This is a genomic window from Aminobacter sp. NyZ550, assembly GCF_025628925.2.
Taxonomy (GTDB): Bacteria; Pseudomonadota; Alphaproteobacteria; order Rhizobiales; family Rhizobiaceae; genus Aminobacter; species Aminobacter ciceronei.
This window is the reverse complement of record NZ_CP114190.1, coordinates 2,543,106-2,559,478: the sequence shown is the minus strand read 5'-3', so window position 1 is coordinate 2,559,478 and position 16,373 is coordinate 2,543,106. Positions and strand designations below refer to the sequence as shown.

At 64.4% G+C, this 16,373-nt stretch carries 13 protein-coding genes; 4 read left to right on the top strand and 9 right to left on the bottom strand.

Features of this window, described 5'->3' with window-relative positions; translation table 11 throughout:
• Positions 1-67: 67 nt before the first annotated feature.
• The 8 genes from N7E70_RS12615 to N7E70_RS12580 all read right to left on the bottom strand — a co-directional run bounded on the left by N7E70_RS12615 (position 68) and on the right by N7E70_RS12580 (position 9,758).
• Positions 68-1,327: an NAD(P)/FAD-dependent oxidoreductase gene (locus tag N7E70_RS12615; protein WP_067960110.1), complete on the bottom strand. Its 1,260-nt coding sequence runs from the start codon at positions 1,325-1,327 to the stop codon at positions 68-70.
• Between the two features lie 28 nt (positions 1,328-1,355).
• Positions 1,356-2,846 (bottom strand): M81 family metallopeptidase, encoded by a 1,491-nt coding sequence (locus N7E70_RS12610; protein WP_263006559.1) that lies wholly within the window; start codon positions 2,844-2,846, stop codon positions 1,356-1,358.
• A gap of 161 nt (positions 2,847-3,007) precedes the next feature.
• On the bottom strand, positions 3,008-4,363 hold the full coding sequence (locus tag N7E70_RS12605) for a serine hydrolase domain-containing protein (protein WP_067960104.1): 1,356 nt from the start codon (positions 4,361-4,363) through the stop codon (positions 3,008-3,010).
• Between the two features lie 70 nt (positions 4,364-4,433).
• Entirely contained in the window at positions 4,434-5,423 is a 990-nt protein-coding gene (locus tag N7E70_RS12600; RefSeq protein WP_067960101.1) for an ABC transporter ATP-binding protein, read from the bottom strand.
• The gene (locus N7E70_RS12595; RefSeq protein WP_263006558.1) at positions 5,420-6,373 is read right to left on the bottom strand and encodes an ABC transporter ATP-binding protein; all 954 of its coding nucleotides are present in this window, start codon (positions 6,371-6,373) and stop codon (positions 5,420-5,422) included. Before N7E70_RS12595 ends, N7E70_RS12600 begins: the two co-directional genes overlap by 4 nt.
• A 2-nt stretch (positions 6,374-6,375) precedes the next feature.
• Entirely contained in the window at positions 6,376-7,227 is an 852-nt protein-coding gene (locus tag N7E70_RS12590) for an ABC transporter permease (protein WP_263006557.1), read from the bottom strand.
• Entirely contained in the window at positions 7,224-8,150 is a 927-nt protein-coding gene (locus N7E70_RS12585; protein ID WP_154386365.1) for an ABC transporter permease, read from the bottom strand. The genes N7E70_RS12590 and N7E70_RS12585 overlap by 4 nt, the downstream gene beginning before the upstream one ends.
• An 18-nt stretch (positions 8,151-8,168) precedes the next feature.
• The gene (locus N7E70_RS12580) at positions 8,169-9,758 is read right to left on the bottom strand and encodes an ABC transporter substrate-binding protein (protein WP_263006556.1); all 1,590 of its coding nucleotides are present in this window, start codon (positions 9,756-9,758) and stop codon (positions 8,169-8,171) included.
• Between the two features lie 290 nt (positions 9,759-10,048).
• Between N7E70_RS12580 and N7E70_RS12575 the strand changes: the two genes are divergently transcribed.
• Positions 10,049-10,906: a MurR/RpiR family transcriptional regulator gene (locus N7E70_RS12575; RefSeq protein ID WP_263006555.1), complete on the top strand. Its 858-nt coding sequence runs from the start codon at positions 10,049-10,051 to the stop codon at positions 10,904-10,906.
• A 24-nt stretch (positions 10,907-10,930) separates the two neighbouring features.
• Here N7E70_RS12575 and N7E70_RS12570 read toward each other — a convergent pair whose 3' ends face one another.
• A complete protein-coding gene (locus tag N7E70_RS12570; RefSeq protein WP_067960082.1) occupies positions 10,931-11,830 on the bottom strand; it encodes a LysR family transcriptional regulator in 900 nt (299 codons plus the stop codon).
• A 113-nt stretch (positions 11,831-11,943) separates the two neighbouring features.
• Here N7E70_RS12570 and hglS point away from each other — a divergent pair, with 113 nt between their 5' ends.
• The 3 genes from hglS to amaB are packed head-to-tail and all read left to right on the top strand — an operon-like array spanning position 11,944 to position 16,320.
• Entirely contained in the window at positions 11,944-13,335 is a 1,392-nt protein-coding gene (hglS, locus tag N7E70_RS12565; protein ID WP_263006554.1) for a 2-oxoadipate dioxygenase/decarboxylase HglS, read from the top strand.
• A complete protein-coding gene (locus N7E70_RS12560; RefSeq protein WP_263006553.1) occupies positions 13,335-14,756 on the top strand; it encodes an FAD-binding oxidoreductase in 1,422 nt (473 codons plus the stop codon). The genes hglS and N7E70_RS12560 overlap by 1 nt, the downstream gene beginning before the upstream one ends.
• Before the next feature lie 49 nt (positions 14,757-14,805).
• Positions 14,806-16,320, top strand: a complete 1,515-nt coding sequence (amaB, locus tag N7E70_RS12555; protein WP_263006552.1) for an L-piperidine-6-carboxylate dehydrogenase — start codon at positions 14,806-14,808, stop codon at positions 16,318-16,320.
• Positions 16,321-16,373: the final 53 nt, after the last annotated feature.

Sequence of the window (16,373 nt, the reverse complement as noted above, 5' to 3'; positions counted from 1 at the left end):
CCTGACTGGCTTTGTTAATTGTTTGTTTCGCTGGGCCTTCGAGTAGGCGACACGGCAGAGATACGTGTCAGCCAAAGCGCTCCATTGCGTAAGGCGCAGGATCGGTGAATGCCTTTTCGCCCGTCATCATTTCGGCGAGCAGGCGTCCGGTGATCGGGCCGAGCGTCAGGCCGTGGTGGTTGTGGCCGAAGGCGAACCACAGCCCCTTGTGCCTGAAGCCCCGGCCGATCACCGGCCTCATGTCGGGCAAGCACGGGCGCGATCCCATCCAGGGTTTTGGCTCGATACGCTGCCTGAGCGGGAAGATCTGGCGCGCCAGAGGTTCTGTCCTGTCGAGTTGGACCGGGCTGGGCCTGCTGCCGCGCGAGGCGAATTCGACGCCGGTGGTCAGCCTGACGCCCTGGGCCATCGGCGCCAGCACGAATCCGCCATCGGCATCGACGACGGGATGATTGAGCAAGGCGTCGCCCTCGGCTTCGAAATGCACGTGGTAACCGCGCTTCATCACCAGCGGGACCTTGTAGCCAAGCGAACGCGAGATCTTGTCCGTCCAGGGCCCAAGTGCCACGACCGCTTCCGGCGCCTCGAGCCGAGCGCTGCCGGCAGCTATGCTCCACCCTGTTTCCTCCCGTTGCAGATGAAGCGCATCGCCGCGCAGGAACACCCCACCCCGTTCGACAAAATGACGGGCATAGGCCTTCACCAGTGCGCCCGGATCGGCAACGGTGGCCGGATCGAGCCAGTGCACGGCGCCAACCACGGCATTGGTGAGATGCGGTTCGCGCTGTTGCAGCGCCTTACGGTCGAGGACTTCGTAGTTCAGCCCGAATGGGTGAAGGGCGGTGGCGGCTCCTCGCGCCTGCTCGAAGGTCTTTTCATTTCGATAGACCTCGAGCCAGCCGGCCCGGCGCAGTTGTGGCAATGCGCCGGCCTCCGACATCAGCGCCTCGTGCTCGCTCACCGAGCGCTCGATCAGCGGCTGCATGTCGGCTGCGGCGCGAGCCAACGGCTTGGGCGCCGACTCGCGCCAGAACTGCCACAGCCACGGTGCGATGCGCGGCATCTGCCGCCAGTCGAAACGCACCTCAGTCGACAGATTGAACGCATAGCGCATCAGCTTCGAAAGCTCGCGCGGCGCACCATAAGGTACGACGCTGGAGCGTTCGATCAGCCCGGCATTGCCGTAGCTCGTTTCCTCGCCGGCGTCGCGGCGGTCGACGAGGATGACGGAACGGCCGCGCCGCTGCAGCTGCAGTGCGACCGAAACGCCGATGATCCCGGCACCGAGCACGATGACGTCGGCCTGCTGGATATGTGACTGCGCCATCGGTTTCCTTGCTGTCATTGCCATACACTCAAAGGGTCATGTCGCGGTCGAGCGGGAAGATCGGTCGTGCGACATTGCGATAGGGCATCCTGGAATAGTCCATGGTGCAGAGTGCGCCGCTGTCGCAGACGATGACCTTGCCGGCGATAGGTTCGAAGGCAGCGCGGAAATGCTGCATCGACTTGAGCCCGACCACGCGATGCCGCGCCGGATCGATTCCGAAGGCCCGGAACTGCTGGAGGTCGCGCATCTGCGACGGCTCGGTAACGACCAGCACGGCGATGCCGTCGATCTGCACCACGGCCGTCGGGCCAAACGAGAACTCCAGCCCGCCCAGCTGTTCTCCGTCGCCGATCAGCTTGCCGTCGCTGATGACGAGCAGCTTGCCGGTCACTTCGAGCGGATCGCCGCCGAAGCGCGGATCGGTCTTGCCGCCGAGCCTGAGCTTGACGGTGTCGCCGACCGTGGCGCGGTGCAGTTGGTTGGCCGTCTCCGGATCGACGATCGGGCCGAAGCACGCATCATCTACGCCGACATGGAGCAGCGCTCCAAGCAAGGCGGTGGCATCGCCATAGCCGCCGGCGCCGGGATTGTCGGCATAGTCGGCAATGATCAGCGGACGGTCGCCGCGATAGTCATGCGCGATCTCGGCAGCCTGCATCACCGTGTAGAAGGTGTTCAGCACATTGAAGCGGTTGTCCCAGATCTCGTCGGCGATGCCTTCGGCGAAGGTGCGGTGCCGCGCCGGGTCGCCGTCATAGGTGACAAGCACTGTCGGCCCAACCTCGGGAATGTCGGCGTTGGGAAATGCGCCATTGATGCTGACGGCCAGCGCACCAGGCGTCTCTTCATAGGCGCGGGCTCTGGCGATCCACTCGACCATCGGTCCGATATCCGTACGACCGGCATTGGCCTCCTCCAGCATTGGCCGGCGGACCAACAGCGTCTTCGGACGGATCTCGCCGGCCATCGTGCGCTGCAGCAACTCGCCAGCGTGGTGGGCGATCGCCCGCATGTCGATGTGCGGATAGGTCTTGAACGAGATCAGTATGTCGGCGAGCTCGCACATTTTGGCCGTGACATTGGCATGCGGGTCGAGCGTGACAGCGATCGGCAGGTCCGGCCCGACGACGGCGCGCAGCCGCTCCAGCAGTTCACCTTCGCCATCAGGCGAGAAGTCGGTGACCATTGCTCCGTGCAGGCCAAGCAGGATGCCGTCGATCTTGCCCTTGTTGCCGGCAGCCGCCTTGACGATGGCGCCGCCGATCCGGTCGAAGGCATCGCGCGTCACCGGTCCTGCCGGTTCGGCCGCGGTGCTCAGAACATGCTCGACGGCCCAGCCATATTTGCGGCCGATATCGAGGAAGCCGGCAATCTCGGTGTTCGCGTCGCCCCTGGCACGAATGGCGTCGTCGCCGAACAACACGCCTTCGACGGTAAACGCGTCATAGCCGGTCTTGCGGACGCTGAACGTGTTGGTCTCATGGGCGAATTCTGCGGTCAGAACACGAAAGCTCATTATCGGTCTCCATCTGGTCGTTCAGGCATTTCGAATCGAACAGGCGCACTTGTCCGTTGCGTCCCTCGCCGAGGGATACGCAGCGCCTGATCAGGCTCAGCAGTTGGTTTGACGTGTCAGCAACGGTGGCCTCGCCGGCTGGGCCGCGGCCACCGTTGCGGCTACTCCATGTGGAAGCGCATTTCGCTCACCCGGTCCTCGCTGTCGCGGCTGATCGTCCAGTGCAGGTGATAGCCGCCCATCTCCAGCCGGTAGCGTCGGCCGCCGTCGCCTTCCTGATGGGTGAGCTCGAGCGGCACTCCAGCCACCGCAACGCCGCTTGCCGCGATCTGCTCGAACCAGCCGTTGCTCCACAGGCGCCAGGCCTCTTCGCCAAAGCTCTCGCGCGGCGCACGGCGCTCGACGATGGCCTGCAGCAGCTCGTGGTCGCGCCTGGTCAGAGCTTCGTTGCCGTCGGCGATCGGTTCGTAGGGTGCGAGCGCCGGATCGACGATGCCGGCGATCTTCTGGCCTATCCGGGCGACCTGGGCCTCGTCAGTGTTGCCGAGCACGCAGACCGACAACTTGCGCGCCGGGAAGCGAGCGATCTCGGCGCGGAACCCGTCCCAGGTGCCGCCATGCCGGATCTTGCGATGACCGCGTATCGTGGAATTCTGCCAGCCCAGCGCATAATTGTTGAACGACGGCTGGCCGTTCTTCATCAGCACCGGCTCGGACACCAGTGCGATGCTTTCAGGGCTCAGCACCGTGGGATTGTCGAGCTCAAGCAGCCAATGGGCGATGTCGCGCGGCGAAAAATAGAGCCCGCCATCGCCGGTGCGCTGCAGTGTCGGCGCCGCCCAGTAGCGGTTTTCCAACTTGCCGTCGCGGATACAGTGGCCGGCGGCGCGGTTCGGCACGATGTCGAACCACGAGGCCTCGCGCGCCGTCGCCATGCCGATCGGCTCGAACAGCCGTTCGCGCAGGAGCTCGTAATAAGGCTTGTTCGAAACACGGGCGACAACCAGCCCGGCCAGGATGTAGCCGGTATTGCTGTACTGATAGCCCTCGCCCGGTCGGTACATGAACGGCGAACGTCGGGCGAGGTCGATCAGTTGCTCGTCGCTATGGTCCTGCCACAGGTTGAGCGGCACGGCGCCACCCTCCCCGCCTTCGCCCGCCGAGAAGGCGATGTCGAAATTGCCGAAGCCGGCCATCATCGACAGCAGGTTGCGGATGGTAATGACGGACCAGCTTTCGGGCCCTTCCGGAATATAGCGGATCAACGGGTCGTCGAGCTTGATGTGGTCGTCCTGAAGCAAAAACATCACCGCCGCCGCGGTGAACATCTTGCCGGTCGAGCCGGAATGGAAAACGGTATCGGGCGTCACCGGCACCTGGTTCTCGACATTGGCAAGGCCATAACCTCCGAGATGCACGATCTCGCCATCATGGACGATGGCGACGCCGAGTCCGGGAACCTGGCTGTTGTCGATTTCCGACTGCAGGTAGCGGTCGAGTTCTCCGGTGTAGCTCATGCTGATTTCCTGGTCTTCAAAGTCATCTGCAAACGATGCGAAGCGCCTGAAGCGTCTCGGTGATTGGCGTTCATGCGACCGACCTCTCGTCGATAATCGCGTCGGGCGCGGCGGTGAGCGGATGGTGACAGGCGACCTGATGCGCACCGCCTTGTGACCAAAGCGTCGGCAGCTCGCGGCGGCAGAGATCGGTGACGCGCGGGCAACGGTTGGCGAAGGCGCAGCCGGTCGGCAGGTCGTAGCCGCTGGGGATCTCACCGGCGAGCCGCGTCACCGTACGGCGCCGCTTCGGATCGGGTTCGAAGGTGCTGTCGAGCAGCGCTCTTGTGTAGGGATGCTTGGGCGCCGCGGTGCTCGGCAGCACTTCGACGATGCGGCCGAGATACATGACCAGGATCTGGTCGCAGAAATAGCGCACCAGTCCGAGATCGTGGGAGATGAACAGATAGGTCAGCCCGAGATCCTGGCGCAGCCGCTCCAAGAGCGACACGATCTGCGCCTGCACCGAAACGTCAAGTGAAGCCGTCGGCTCGTCGAGCACCACCAGCGACGGGTTGAGCGCCAGGGCACGTGCGATGCCGATACGCTGCTTCTGGCCGCCCGACAACTGATGTGGATAGCTTGCCGCCAGCGCGCTGTTCAGACCGACCATGTCGAGCAGCGATGCGACGGTCTCATCGGCGGATCTTGGCATTGCGCCCTGGACGCGGAACGGTTCGAGCAGCGCGTCCCGGATCGAGTAGCGCGGATCGATCGCCGAATAGGGATCCTGGAACACCAGTTGCATGCGCTGGCGCAGGCGACGCATGTCTTGCCGCGACAGCGATGCCATGTCGACACCGTCGAACGTGACCTGCCCCTCGCTGGGCGTGATCAGGCGCAGCACCAGCCGCGCCAGCGTTGACTTGCCGCAGCCGGACTCGCCGACGACTCCGAGGATCTGACCTTTCTTCAACGCGAAAGAAACGTTGCTGACGGCATGGAACGTCTTGCGCTTGCGCAACAGCCCGCCATCACTGAAACGGCGGCTGAGCCCGTTGACGGTGAGAAGATCGCTCATGCTGCCTCCGCCACGTGGCAGGCCACGCCATTGCCGCTGACGCCTATGCGCAGCTCGGGGATCTCGATGCGGCAGCGGTCGGCGACACGGGCGCAGCGCGGATTGAACCTACAGCCCGGCGGCTGTGCTGCGGCACTCGGGACCACGCCTGGGATGGCGCTCATCGTGCCGCGCGCCATATAGTGCCTGGGGATGCAGCGGATCAGCGCCTGTGTGTAGGGATGACGCGGTTGCGCGAAGAGTGCGTCGACCTCGGCCAGCTCGACCACGCGGCCGCAATACATCACGGCCACCCGGTCGCAAGCCTGGGCGACGACGCCCATGTCGTGGGTGATTAGGATCAGGCCGAGGCCGCGCTGCCGCACCAGGTCGACGAGGATCTGCACGATCTGCGCCTGCACCGTGACGTCGAGGGCCGTGGTCGGCTCGTCGGCGATCAGAAGCTCCGGGTCGCCGGCAAGCGCCATGGCGATGACGATACGCTGTTTCATGCCGCCGGAGAGCTGGTGCGGAAACAGGTCGTAGACCGAGGCGGGATCGGGAATGCGCAGGTCGGCCATCAATTCCAGGCTTTTTGCCCGCGCCGCACTCCGGCCAAGGCCGAGATGCAGGCGTGCGGCCTGATCGATCTGCGGCCCGATCCGCATCATCGAATCGAGCGAAGTCATCGGGTTCTGCGTAATCAGCGCGATGCGCCCGCCGCGCAGCCTCCGCATCTGCCGCTCCGGCAGCCCGACGAGATTGGTGCCGTCAAAGCGGATGGTGCCGGCAGCGACCTGGCCGCCGATGCGCGGCAACAATCCCATGATCGCGGTTGCCGTCAGCGACTTGCCCGAACCGGATTCACCGACGATGCCGAGGATTTCGCCACGGTCGACGCTGAGCGTGACTTGGTCGACCGGCGCGAAGGCACCAAAGCTGATGCGCAGCATTTCCAGATCCAGCAGCATCGTTACGCCTCCCTGAACTTGGCGCGGACATCGAGCGCAGCGATCACCGCGTCGCCGAACAGGTTGATGAAGACGACCGTCAGCGCCACGGCGAGACCGGGAAGCAGAATCACCCAGGGCGCAATGAACAGCTGGGCCGTGCCGGAACTCATCATTGCGCCCCAGCTCGGTGTCGGCGGCTGGGCGCCCAGACCGAAGAAGCCGAGAGTTGCCTCGAGAATGATCGCATCGCCGGTTGCCAGCATCGCCGCCACCAGCACCGGCGCCAGCGCGTTGGGCAGGAGATGCGAGAACAGGACGTGGGCGTGGCCGGCGCCCAGACTGATTGTCGCCTCGACGTAGGTTTCGCTCTTCAGCGACATGATCTGGGTTCGCGTCAGTCGGCTGAACTGCGCGAGGTAGGCGATGGCGATGGCGATCACCACGCCTTCCAGCCCGGGCCCGATGATCGCCACCAGCATCAGCGCGATCAGGATTTCTGGGAACGACCATGTCAGGTCGATCACCGTCATGACGATGCGGTCGAAGGTGCCGCCGAAATAGCCGCAGGTGGCGCCGAGGACGAGGCCGAGCGCCACGGAGATGCCGATCGCTGTGATGCTGACCGAGAGCGAGGTGCGGGCCCCGGTGATCATCCGCGACAGCACATCGCGTCCGAACTCGTCGGTGCCGAACAGATGCGTCAGCGACGGCGCCTGGTTCATGATGCCCAGGTCCTGCTGGTCGTAGGGATATGGCGACAGCCACGGCGCAAACAGCGCGCCGATGACCAGAAGCAGCAGAAACGCTCCCGATATGCCGCCCTTGAAGGTCGAGACGGCCTTGAGCATTGCCAATGCACGATGTCTGATCATGCCCGTGCCTCGCGCTGGCGTGGATCCATCGCCGCCTGGACGATGTCGCCGATCAGGGCGCCGATGATGACGGCCATGGCCAGCATGAGAAGACAGCCCTGAACCAGCGGGTAGTCTCGCTGATTGAGCGCCCGGATCAGCAGCGAGCCGAGGCCGGGACGGGCGAAGACATATTCGATCGTCACGGCGCCTCCCAAAACCCAGCCGATGCGCAGGCTGAGGATGGTGACGACCGGAACCATGGCGTGGCGCAGCACATGCCGCAGCTGGATGATGAAGGGCGGCAGCCCCTTGGCGTGCAGCAGTGTCACAAAATCCTGCCTGGAGGTCTCGATCATGGCGATCCGCGTAACGCGGGCCACGAGTGCGATACCGCCGAGGCCGGCGGCGATGGTCGGCAGGATGAGCGAACTCCAGCCGCGCGCGCCCGACACCGGGACCCAGCCGAGCCAGACCGCGAAGACAAGGATCAGCAGCAGGCCGAGCCAGAAGCTTGGCACCGTCGAGCCGAGCAGAATAAAGCCGGTGATCGAGTCGTCGACGCGGGTGCCCTGATAGCTCGCCGCGATCACGCCGGCGGCGATGCCGGTCAGCGTCGAAAACAGTAGTGCTGCGATGCCCAGCTCGAGGCTGTAGGGCAGGTTCCGGGCGATCAGGGCGCTGACCGGGCGCCCCTGGATGATCGAGGTGCCCAGGTCGCCGGTCAGCAGCCGCCCCATCCAGGTGACATATTGCTCGACCAGGCTGCGGTCGAGACCGTACTTCGCCGCAATCTGCAGGCGCTGCTCCGGCGTCGAGCCGGCGCGCATGAGATTGTCGATGGGGTCACCCGGCACCAGATGGATGATGAAGAACACCACCAGTGAGACGACAAAGAAGACAGGCAGCAGCAGGACGAGCCGCCTCAAGGTGAAGCCGATCATGACGTTCTGCCGACCCGCTCAGCCAATGACCTTGATGTCGACGGCCGTTGCCTGCACCAGCTGCGTGCCACGCAGCTTTGCCGGCACATCGAGCATGGTCTTGTTGAACGCGTAGTTCTGAACCGGCTCGTGGATCGGTACAAACAGGAAGTTGCCGATCAGGTTCTCCTGATACTTCCTGAAATTGGCCACCCGCTCGTCCTGCGTCTTCGACTGCTGCATGGCGACGTTGCGAAGCTCCTGCGATTTCTCGTCCTGCCACCCGGAGGAGTTCGGATAGGGAATGTTGGTGGTGCTGAAGAACCAATCGAGAATGTCGGCGTTGTTCCAGCCATACTGACGCACCGCGAGCTGATGCTGGCCCTTCTTGAGCTGGTCGACGACCGTCGTGCTGTCGAAGATGTCGATCTCGACAACCATGCCGATTGCCTTGAGCTGCGCCTGGACGATCTCGGCAGTACGTTTGATCGCCGTCTCCGACTGCGCCGTCAGCTTGATCTTCAGCGGCTTGCCGCCCTTGACCCGGATGCCGTCATCACCTCGCTGCCAGCCGGCCTTGTCCAGAAGCTCGTTGGCCTTGGCCAGGTCGTGGTGGATTTCCAGCTTGGGATCGATCTTGGATTCCACCAGCGTGCTGATGAGGAACTGGTGCGCTTCGAGGCCTATGCCGTTGAAGACGCTCTTGAGGATGGCGCCCTGGTCGACCGCCAATGCGGTTGCCTGGCGCACGGCGGCGTCGCCGAACGGCTCGGCTCGGGTGTTGAACGCGAGATAGGTGATCCCGAAGCCAGGCAGGCTCCGGAAGTCCAACATCTCTTCCGCCTGAAGTTGCGGCAGGAACTGGTCCGGCACGCCGAGCAGCAAGCCGACGCCGCCTGTCTTCAGTTCGAGGAAGGCCGTCGAGGCGTCGGGAATTTCGCGCAGGGTCAGCCGCTTGACGTGCGGTGCTCCCTTGTTGTCCGAGAGGTCGCTGCCCCAGCTGTAGTCCTCATTGGCGACCAGCACGGTTTCCTGTCCGACGGCAAAGCTCTCGAACGTGAAGGGTCCGGTTCCGACGGCCTCGGTCACGCCAAAATTGTCGCCGGCCGCGTCGTAGGCCTTAGGAGACGGGATGCCCATGAAGGACGATGCCAGATTGTAGATCAGATTTGGCTCCGCCCGCTTCATGACGAAGCGAACAGTATGGTCGTCGACGACCTCGACACGGTCGACGGCGTCGACAAGGTACTCGTTCGGGCTACCTTTGAACTTGGGGATCCACCACGCTATGGTCGCGGCATTGAACGGTTCACCATCATGAAAGCGAACGTCTTGCCGCAACTTGAAGGTCCAGGTCATACCGTCGGGACTGTTCTCCCAGGATTCGGCGAGGTGGGGATGATAGCTCTGGTCGACATCCTGCTCGATCAGCCGGTCGTAGATCAGGGTCGCGACGGTGCTGAGCAAGGTGGCGCGAATTGGATCGTGATGAGGGGCGCCGATTTCGGCACTGCCGAGAGCAAACACGGCCTCCGGTTCTGATGCTCGCGCCGAATATCCCCCAGCCAGGCCGAGGCCCGCGGCCAGCGTGACCACCGATACCGAAGCAAGAAACCCACGTCGATTCATGTTCAACCTCCCCTTGGAAAATCGGCAAAAGCCAGCCATGCCGCGGAAGCAGCATTTTCTCGACAACAGACAAGAATTCGCGATGTGGCATGGTCATATGACCTGAGCCAGATGCGCGTCGTTTCCTCCCGGTTGCTGAGCGTTACTGGCAATATCCAGCGGCTCAGCAACATTTTTCTTCCCCGCTCCTCAACGAGGGTGCGTTCAAGCTATTTTGAAAAAAAACAAACGTCAATCGATTCTGTGATAGAATTCTTACAAGAAATCCCGCCCCGCACAGGGAGAGCAAAATGACGGAATCGGTTCGCCGCAGGCTGGTCGAAAGCCTGGCTACCGCCACCAATGCCGAGAAGGCGCTTGCCAACTACATGTTGGCAAACCTCAACGGCGTGCCGTTCGAGACCTCGGCAACCTTGGCCGCCAAGGTCGGCGTCAGCGAGCCGACTGTCGGGCGCTTCTGCCGGACGCTGGGTTACGCCCGCTTCAAGGACCTCAAGGAGGATCTCCGCGACAACATTGGCGCCCAGCCCTGGCTGGCCGGCGACCGCCTGAAGGAGTTCCGCGACCGCAGCCAGAACGGCGATGCCCTCGCCCGCAGTCTGGAGCTGGAGATCGCGGCGTTGCTGAGGATCTACGAGCTCGCCAACACCAAGGAATGGGCCCGCGCCGTCAAGCGCCTGGCCACCTCGCCGCAGCTTTTCGTCGCCGGCTTCCAGACGGAGCGCGGCATCGCCCAGTACTTCGCCAATCAGCTGCAGTATCTCCGCCCAGGCGTCCAGCTCGCCGACATTGCCGGCGGCAACTTTTCGGAGATCTTGCTGAGCCCATCCAAATCGACATGCCTGGTGATTTTCGAGGCCCGCCGCTATTCGCGCCTGAACCTCCTGCTGGCGCAGGAAGCCAGAAAGGCGAAGATCCCGATCACGCTGGTCACCGACGCCTTCTGCGACTGGGGCCGCGACCTTGCCGACGAAATGTTCGTCGTGCCCACCGAATTCGGCATGTTCTGGGAATCGACAGCGCAGATGGCCAGCCTCGGCAACCTCTTGATCAACGGCATCTTCAACGAACTCGGCGTCGCGATCGAAGGTCGCATGAACAAGGTCTCGGAACTGCACGGCAAGATCACCGGCTATGTCGGCGACTAGCCGAAGTGCCCAAGCCCTGTTGCTTCAATCCTCTGGCGTCACCTGCCCCAGGATCCAGTCGAACAGCTGATTGGTCAGCTGGCCCGCCGCCTTTCGTTCGGGAACCACGAAGTAGTAGCTCTTTTCGGTCTGCAGCGGCATATCGAGAACGACCTGCAGCTTGCCGTCGCGCAGCTCGCTTTCGACGAGATAGCGCGGCAGCAGAGCCACCCCCAGGCCGGCAACCGCCGCCTCGATCAACATGGTGAACTGGTCGAAGCGATGGCCCTGATAGGCGCCTTGCGCCTCGACGCCGGCGGCCTGGAACCAGTTGGCCCAGGCCTTTGGTCGCGTCGCCATGTTGAGCAGCGGCGCATGCGCCAGCGCTTCGGGCGAGCCGATGTCGCGGCCTGCGAGAAACTCCGGACTGGCCGCCGGCACGATCACTTCGCGGCAGATATAGCGGCACACGGCATTGGCCCAGACCGGCTGGCCGTAATGGATCGCCGCGTCAAACCCCTGTTCCTCCAAGTCGAACTGCTCGGCGCGCGACACCACGTTGAGCGCGATGCCGGGATGGGTTTTCAGGAAGCCCGGTAGCCGTGGCACCAGCCAGCGGCTGCCGAAGGTCGGCAAGGTGGCGAGGCTGAGCAGCGATACGCCCGAACTGGCCATCGCCCTCAGCATCGCCGCCTCGCCCTGCTCAAGCAGCTTGCGCGCGTCGGGCAGGAATTTCTGACCGGCCGCCGACAGCACCACGCGCTGGCGCACCCGCTCGAACAGCAGCAGGCCGAGTTGGGCCTCGAGATCGCGGATTTGCCGGCTGACAGCGCTTTGCGAGAGGTTGAGCTCGCGCCCTGCCAGCGTGACGTTGCCATGGCGGGCAGCGGCCTCGAAGGCCTGCAGCTTGCCCAGGTCGGGAAGGAGCGTGCGCGCAGCAGTCATTCGGTTTCCGCATCAACCTAGATGGATTCAGCGCAACTCAGCGCCGACAGAACCGTATATAGCATTGTTCACGCATGAAGTCGCCCATGCCGAACGTGAAACAGAGGGTTCGAATGTCTCCGTCTCCCTTCTTGTCGCCCGATGCCATCCGCGCCGCCTTCTCGGCCGCCATGTCGGCGATGTACCGCGATGAAGTGCCCGCCTATGGCACGCTGATGGCCCTGGTCGCCGACGTCAACGAAGCCACCCTCGCCAGCCAGCCGGCGCTGCACGCCAGCCTGGAAGCGACAGAGACGCTCGCCCGCATCAGCGAGGAGCGCCACGGCGCCATCCGCCTCGGAACCGAAGCCGAGCTCGCCATGATGCGGCGTGTCTTCGCCGTCATGGGCATGCTCCCGGTCGGCTATTACGATCTCAGCGAAGCCGGCGTGCCGGTGCACTCCACCGCCTTCCGGCCGGTCGGCGAGACCGCGCTCAACATCAACCCGTTCCGGGTGTTCACCTCGCTGCTGCGGCTCGACCTGATCGCCGACGAAGGCCTGCGCGCAACCGCCGAACAGACCTTGGCCCGCCGGCAGATCTTTTCCGACGCGGCCGTGGCACTCGTCGACAAGGCTGAACGTGACGGTGGCCTGTCGCAGGAGGATGCCGGACTGTTCGTCACTGAAGTGCTCGACACGTTCCGCTGGCACAGCGAGGCAAGCGTCGACCGGGCGCTCTATGCCAGGCTGCACGATGCGCACCGGCTGATCGCCGACGTGGTCTCGTTCAAGGGCCCGCACATCAACCATCTGACGCCGCGCACGCTTGATATCGACGCCGTGCAGGACCAGATGCCATCGCGCGGCATCGTTCCCAAGGCCGTCGTCGAGGGGCCGCCCAGCCGCGCTTGCCCCATCCTGCTGCGCCAGACGTCGTTCAAGGCCGTCGAGGAGCGCGTGTCGTTTCCCGACGAAAACGGCAAGCTCCAGACAGGCTCGCACACCGCGCGCTTCGGCGAGATCGAGCAGCGCGGCATAGCGCTCACGCCCAAGGGTCGAAGCCTTTACGACAAGCTTTTGAACCAGGCTCGCGCCTCGGTGCGCCCTGCCCCGGACGGTTCGAATGCGGACGCCTACCGCGTAGCACTCACTCGGAGCTTTGCCGAATTCCCTGACGACTGGAACGCCATCCGCAAGGCCGGCCTCGGCTATTTCCTCTACACCGTCGACGACGCAGTCGCCGGTGCGCGCGGCAGCGACATCGAAATCCTGATCGCCGCCGGTGCGGTGCGTTTCGACGCAATTGTCTACGAGGACTTCCTGCCGGTCTCGGCCGCCGGCATCTTCCAGTCCAACCTGGGTGACGACGCTGTGCAGGAGTTCACCGCCAGCCCCAACCAGCGCCTGTTCGAAAAAGCCCTGGGGGCCGCCGTCCTTAACGAGTTCGAGCATTATGCCGGCATCGAACGGGCATCGATCGAGCGCTGCCTAGCCGCGCTGAAGGCGTTTTCGGACGCGGCTTGATGCTGGCGCGCGAACACATCGACACTCTCGGCGCCCTGCTCGGCGCAGGCGGGTTACTGACCGCAGAAGCCGACATGGCCGGCTACGAAAGGGGCGCGCGTTATGATAGCGGCCGCGCAGCCTTCGTGGCACGCCCGGCCTCGACCGAGGCCGTCTCGACTGTCGTCGCCTATTGCGCGCGCCATGCCATCCCGCTGGTGCCGCAATCCGGCAACACCGGGCTCGTTGCCGGTTCGACGCCCGACGACAGCGGCACGCAGGGCGTGTTGAGCCTCGATCGCCTGCGCTCGACCTTCGAGCTCGACCTCGACAATCGCACGGTGCGCGTCGACGCCGGCTTCCGCTTGTCCGAAATCAACGCCCGGCTCGAACCGCACGGCCTGTTCTTCCCGATCGATCTTGGCGCCGACCCGATGGCAGGCGGCATGGTCGCGAGCAACACCGGCGGGGCGCGTTTCCTGCGTTTCGGCGACGTCCGCCGCAACACGCTGGGCATGAAGGTGGTGCTCGGCGACGCAGCCGGCACCGTTGTCGATTTCGGCGCCGGACTGCGCAAGGACAACACCGGCGTCGACTGGAAGCAGCATTTCATCGGCACGTCAGGTGCGTTCGGCGTCATCACCGAATGCATCTTCAACCTGGAAAGGCTGCCGCAGCAGGTGGCGACCGCCTATCTGGTGCCGCGTTCACCCGAGCATGTGACCGTCTTGCTCAACGCCATGGAAGAGCGCCTAGGCACCTATCTCAGCGCCTTCGAAGGCATGTCGGGCGCAGCGATCACCCGCACGCTCGCCCATGTCGAAGCGTTGCGCAATCCGTTCCCCGGCGGGGCCGTGCCCGATTTCGTCATCCTCGCCGAGGTTTCCAGGTCATGGCTGCCACGCGCGGCCGAGCAGCAGCTCGACGCCGTGCTCGAAGAGGTGCTGGCAGACATATGGAGCCTGCCGGAGGAGCCGCTGGGCGACGCCTTCGTCGGTCCCGTGCACGAAATGTGGGCGCTGCGCCACGCTCTGTCCGAAGGTGTGAAGTCGTCGGGCTATGTCGTCGGCCTCGACCTGTCATTCCGCCGCGGCGAGCTGATGCGCTTCCGCCAGCACATGAGCGACCTGCTGGCCCTGGAATTCCCCGCTGTCGCCATCTGCGATTTCGGCCATGTCGGCGACGGCGGCGTGCATTTCAATCTAGTCGTGCCGAAGCTGGCGGACGGGACGAACGACATGGCAACCGCCGAGGCGTTGCGCGAGCGGGTGATCTCGGTTGCCGTCGAGGAGCATGGCGCAAGCTTCAGCGCCGAACACGGACTTGGACGCCGCAACCAGCGTTTCTACGACCGCTACACGACGGAAAAACTGAAATCGATGGCCGCGCAGCTGAAACAGGCGGTCGCCCCCGCTCCGATCGGCACCGCACGGCTGGGCTGATCATGGCGTACAGCGCCACAATGAACCCGACAAACAAAAGGACAAGAAAATGACCTTAGCAAAAGAAACCGCCGCTCTTCTGGAGCGGCTTGGCGTTGCGTCAGCTGCCTTCACCGGCGGCGACCTGATCGTGCGCAGCCCGGTGACGGGCGACCAGATCGGCGCGCTCAAGTCGATCTCATCAGCCGAGGCGGAAGCCGTAATTGCCCGCGCCGATGCCGCCTTCAAAGCCTGGCGCAACGTGCCGGCGCCGAAGCGCGGCGAGCTTGTCCGCCTGCTCGGCGAGGAGCTGCGCGCTTCAAAGGCCGATCTCGGCCGCCTGGTCTCGATCGAGGTGGGAAAGATCACCTCCGAGGGCCTCGGCGAAGTCCAGGAGATGATCGACATCTGCGACTTCGCCGTCGGCCTGTCGCGCCAGCTTTATGGCCTGACCATTGCCACCGAGCGTCCCGGCCATCGCATGATGGAAACCTGGCATCCGCTCGGCGTCACAGGCGTCATCTCGGCCTTCAACTTCCCCGTTGCGGTGTGGTCGTGGAATGCAGCCCTGGCCTTTGTCTGCGGCAATTCGGTGGTCTGGAAGCCGTCGGAAAAGACGCCGCTGACCGCTCTTGCCTGCCAGGCGATCTTCGAGCGTGCGGCAAACCGTTTTGGCGCTGATGCGCCCGCAGGCCTGTCGCAGCTTTTGATCGGCGACCGCGCCATCGGCGAGGTGCTTGTCGACCACCCCAAGGTGCCGCTGGTCTCGGCCACCGGCTCGACCCGCATGGGCCGTGACGTCGGCCCGCGTCTGGCCAAACGTTTCGCCCGCGCCATCCTCGAACTCGGCGGCAACAATGCCGGCATCGTCTGCCCTTCGGCCAATCTCGACATGGCGCTACGCGCCATCGCCTTCGGCGCCATGGGCACCGCCGGCCAGCGCTGCACCACCATGCGCCGCCTGTTCGTCCATGACAGCGTCTACGACCAGCTCGTGCCGCGGCTGAAGAAGGCCTATCAGAGCGTCTCGGTCGGCAGCCCGCTGGAGAGCTCGGCCCTCGTCGGCCCGCTGATCGACAAGGCCGCCTTCGACGGCATGCAGAAGGCGCTGAAGCACGCGGCCGAGGCCGGCGGCGAGATCACCGGCGGTGCGCGCGTCGACCAGGGCCATGACGGCGCCTATTACGTCAAGCCGGCACTGGTCGAGATGCCTGATCAGACAGGTCCGGTGCTGGAAGAGACCTTCGCACCGATCCTTTATGTGATGAAATATTCCGACTTCGATGCTGTGCTCGACCTGCACAATGCGGTCGGCGCCGGCCTGTCGTCGTCGATCTTCACGCTCGACCTGCAGGAAGCCGAGCGCTTCCTGTCGGTCGAGGGTTCGGACTGCGGCATCGCCAATGTCAACATCGGCACCTCGGGTGCGGAGATCGGCGGCGCGTTCGGCGGCGAGAAGGAGACCGGCGGCGGCCGCGAAAGCGGCTCGGACGCCTGGAAGGCCTATATGCGCCGCGCCACCAACACGGTGAACTACTCCAGGGCGCTGCCGCTGGCCCAGGGCGTCAGCTTCGACATCGACTGAGCAAGCCGACACCGGTTGCGGCGCTGGCATCGGCCACGCCGTAGCCGCCGCAT

Excerpts from the sequence above, each read along its gene's own strand:
- N7E70_RS12580 (WP_263006556.1), bottom strand. The coding sequence starts at position 9,758 with ATGAATCGACGTGGGTTTCTTGCTTCGGTATCGGTGGTCACGCTGGCC.
- N7E70_RS12615 (WP_067960110.1), bottom strand. The coding sequence starts at position 1,327 with ATGGCGCAGTCACATATCCAGCAGGCCGACGTCATCGTGCTCGGTGCC.
- amaB (WP_263006552.1), top strand. The coding sequence starts at position 14,806 with ATGACCTTAGCAAAAGAAACCGCCGCTCTTCTGGAGCGGCTTGGCGTT.
- N7E70_RS12585 (WP_154386365.1), bottom strand. The coding sequence starts at position 8,150 with ATGATCGGCTTCACCTTGAGGCGGCTCGTCCTGCTGCTGCCTGTCTTC.
- N7E70_RS12560 (WP_263006553.1), top strand. The coding sequence starts at position 13,335 with ATGCTGGCGCGCGAACACATCGACACTCTCGGCGCCCTGCTCGGCGCA.
- N7E70_RS12590 (WP_263006557.1), bottom strand. The coding sequence starts at position 7,227 with ATGATCAGACATCGTGCATTGGCAATGCTCAAGGCCGTCTCGACCTTC.
- hglS (WP_263006554.1), top strand. The coding sequence starts at position 11,944 with ATGTCTCCGTCTCCCTTCTTGTCGCCCGATGCCATCCGCGCCGCCTTC.
- N7E70_RS12600 (WP_067960101.1), bottom strand. The coding sequence starts at position 5,423 with ATGAGCGATCTTCTCACCGTCAACGGGCTCAGCCGCCGTTTCAGTGAT.
- N7E70_RS12610 (WP_263006559.1), bottom strand. The coding sequence starts at position 2,846 with ATGAGCTTTCGTGTTCTGACCGCAGAATTCGCCCATGAGACCAACACG.
- N7E70_RS12575 (WP_263006555.1), top strand. The coding sequence starts at position 10,049 with ATGACGGAATCGGTTCGCCGCAGGCTGGTCGAAAGCCTGGCTACCGCC.
- N7E70_RS12595 (WP_263006558.1), bottom strand. The coding sequence starts at position 6,373 with ATGCTGCTGGATCTGGAAATGCTGCGCATCAGCTTTGGTGCCTTCGCG.
- N7E70_RS12605 (WP_067960104.1), bottom strand. The coding sequence starts at position 4,363 with ATGAGCTACACCGGAGAACTCGACCGCTACCTGCAGTCGGAAATCGAC.
- N7E70_RS12570 (WP_067960082.1), bottom strand. The coding sequence starts at position 11,830 with ATGACTGCTGCGCGCACGCTCCTTCCCGACCTGGGCAAGCTGCAGGCC.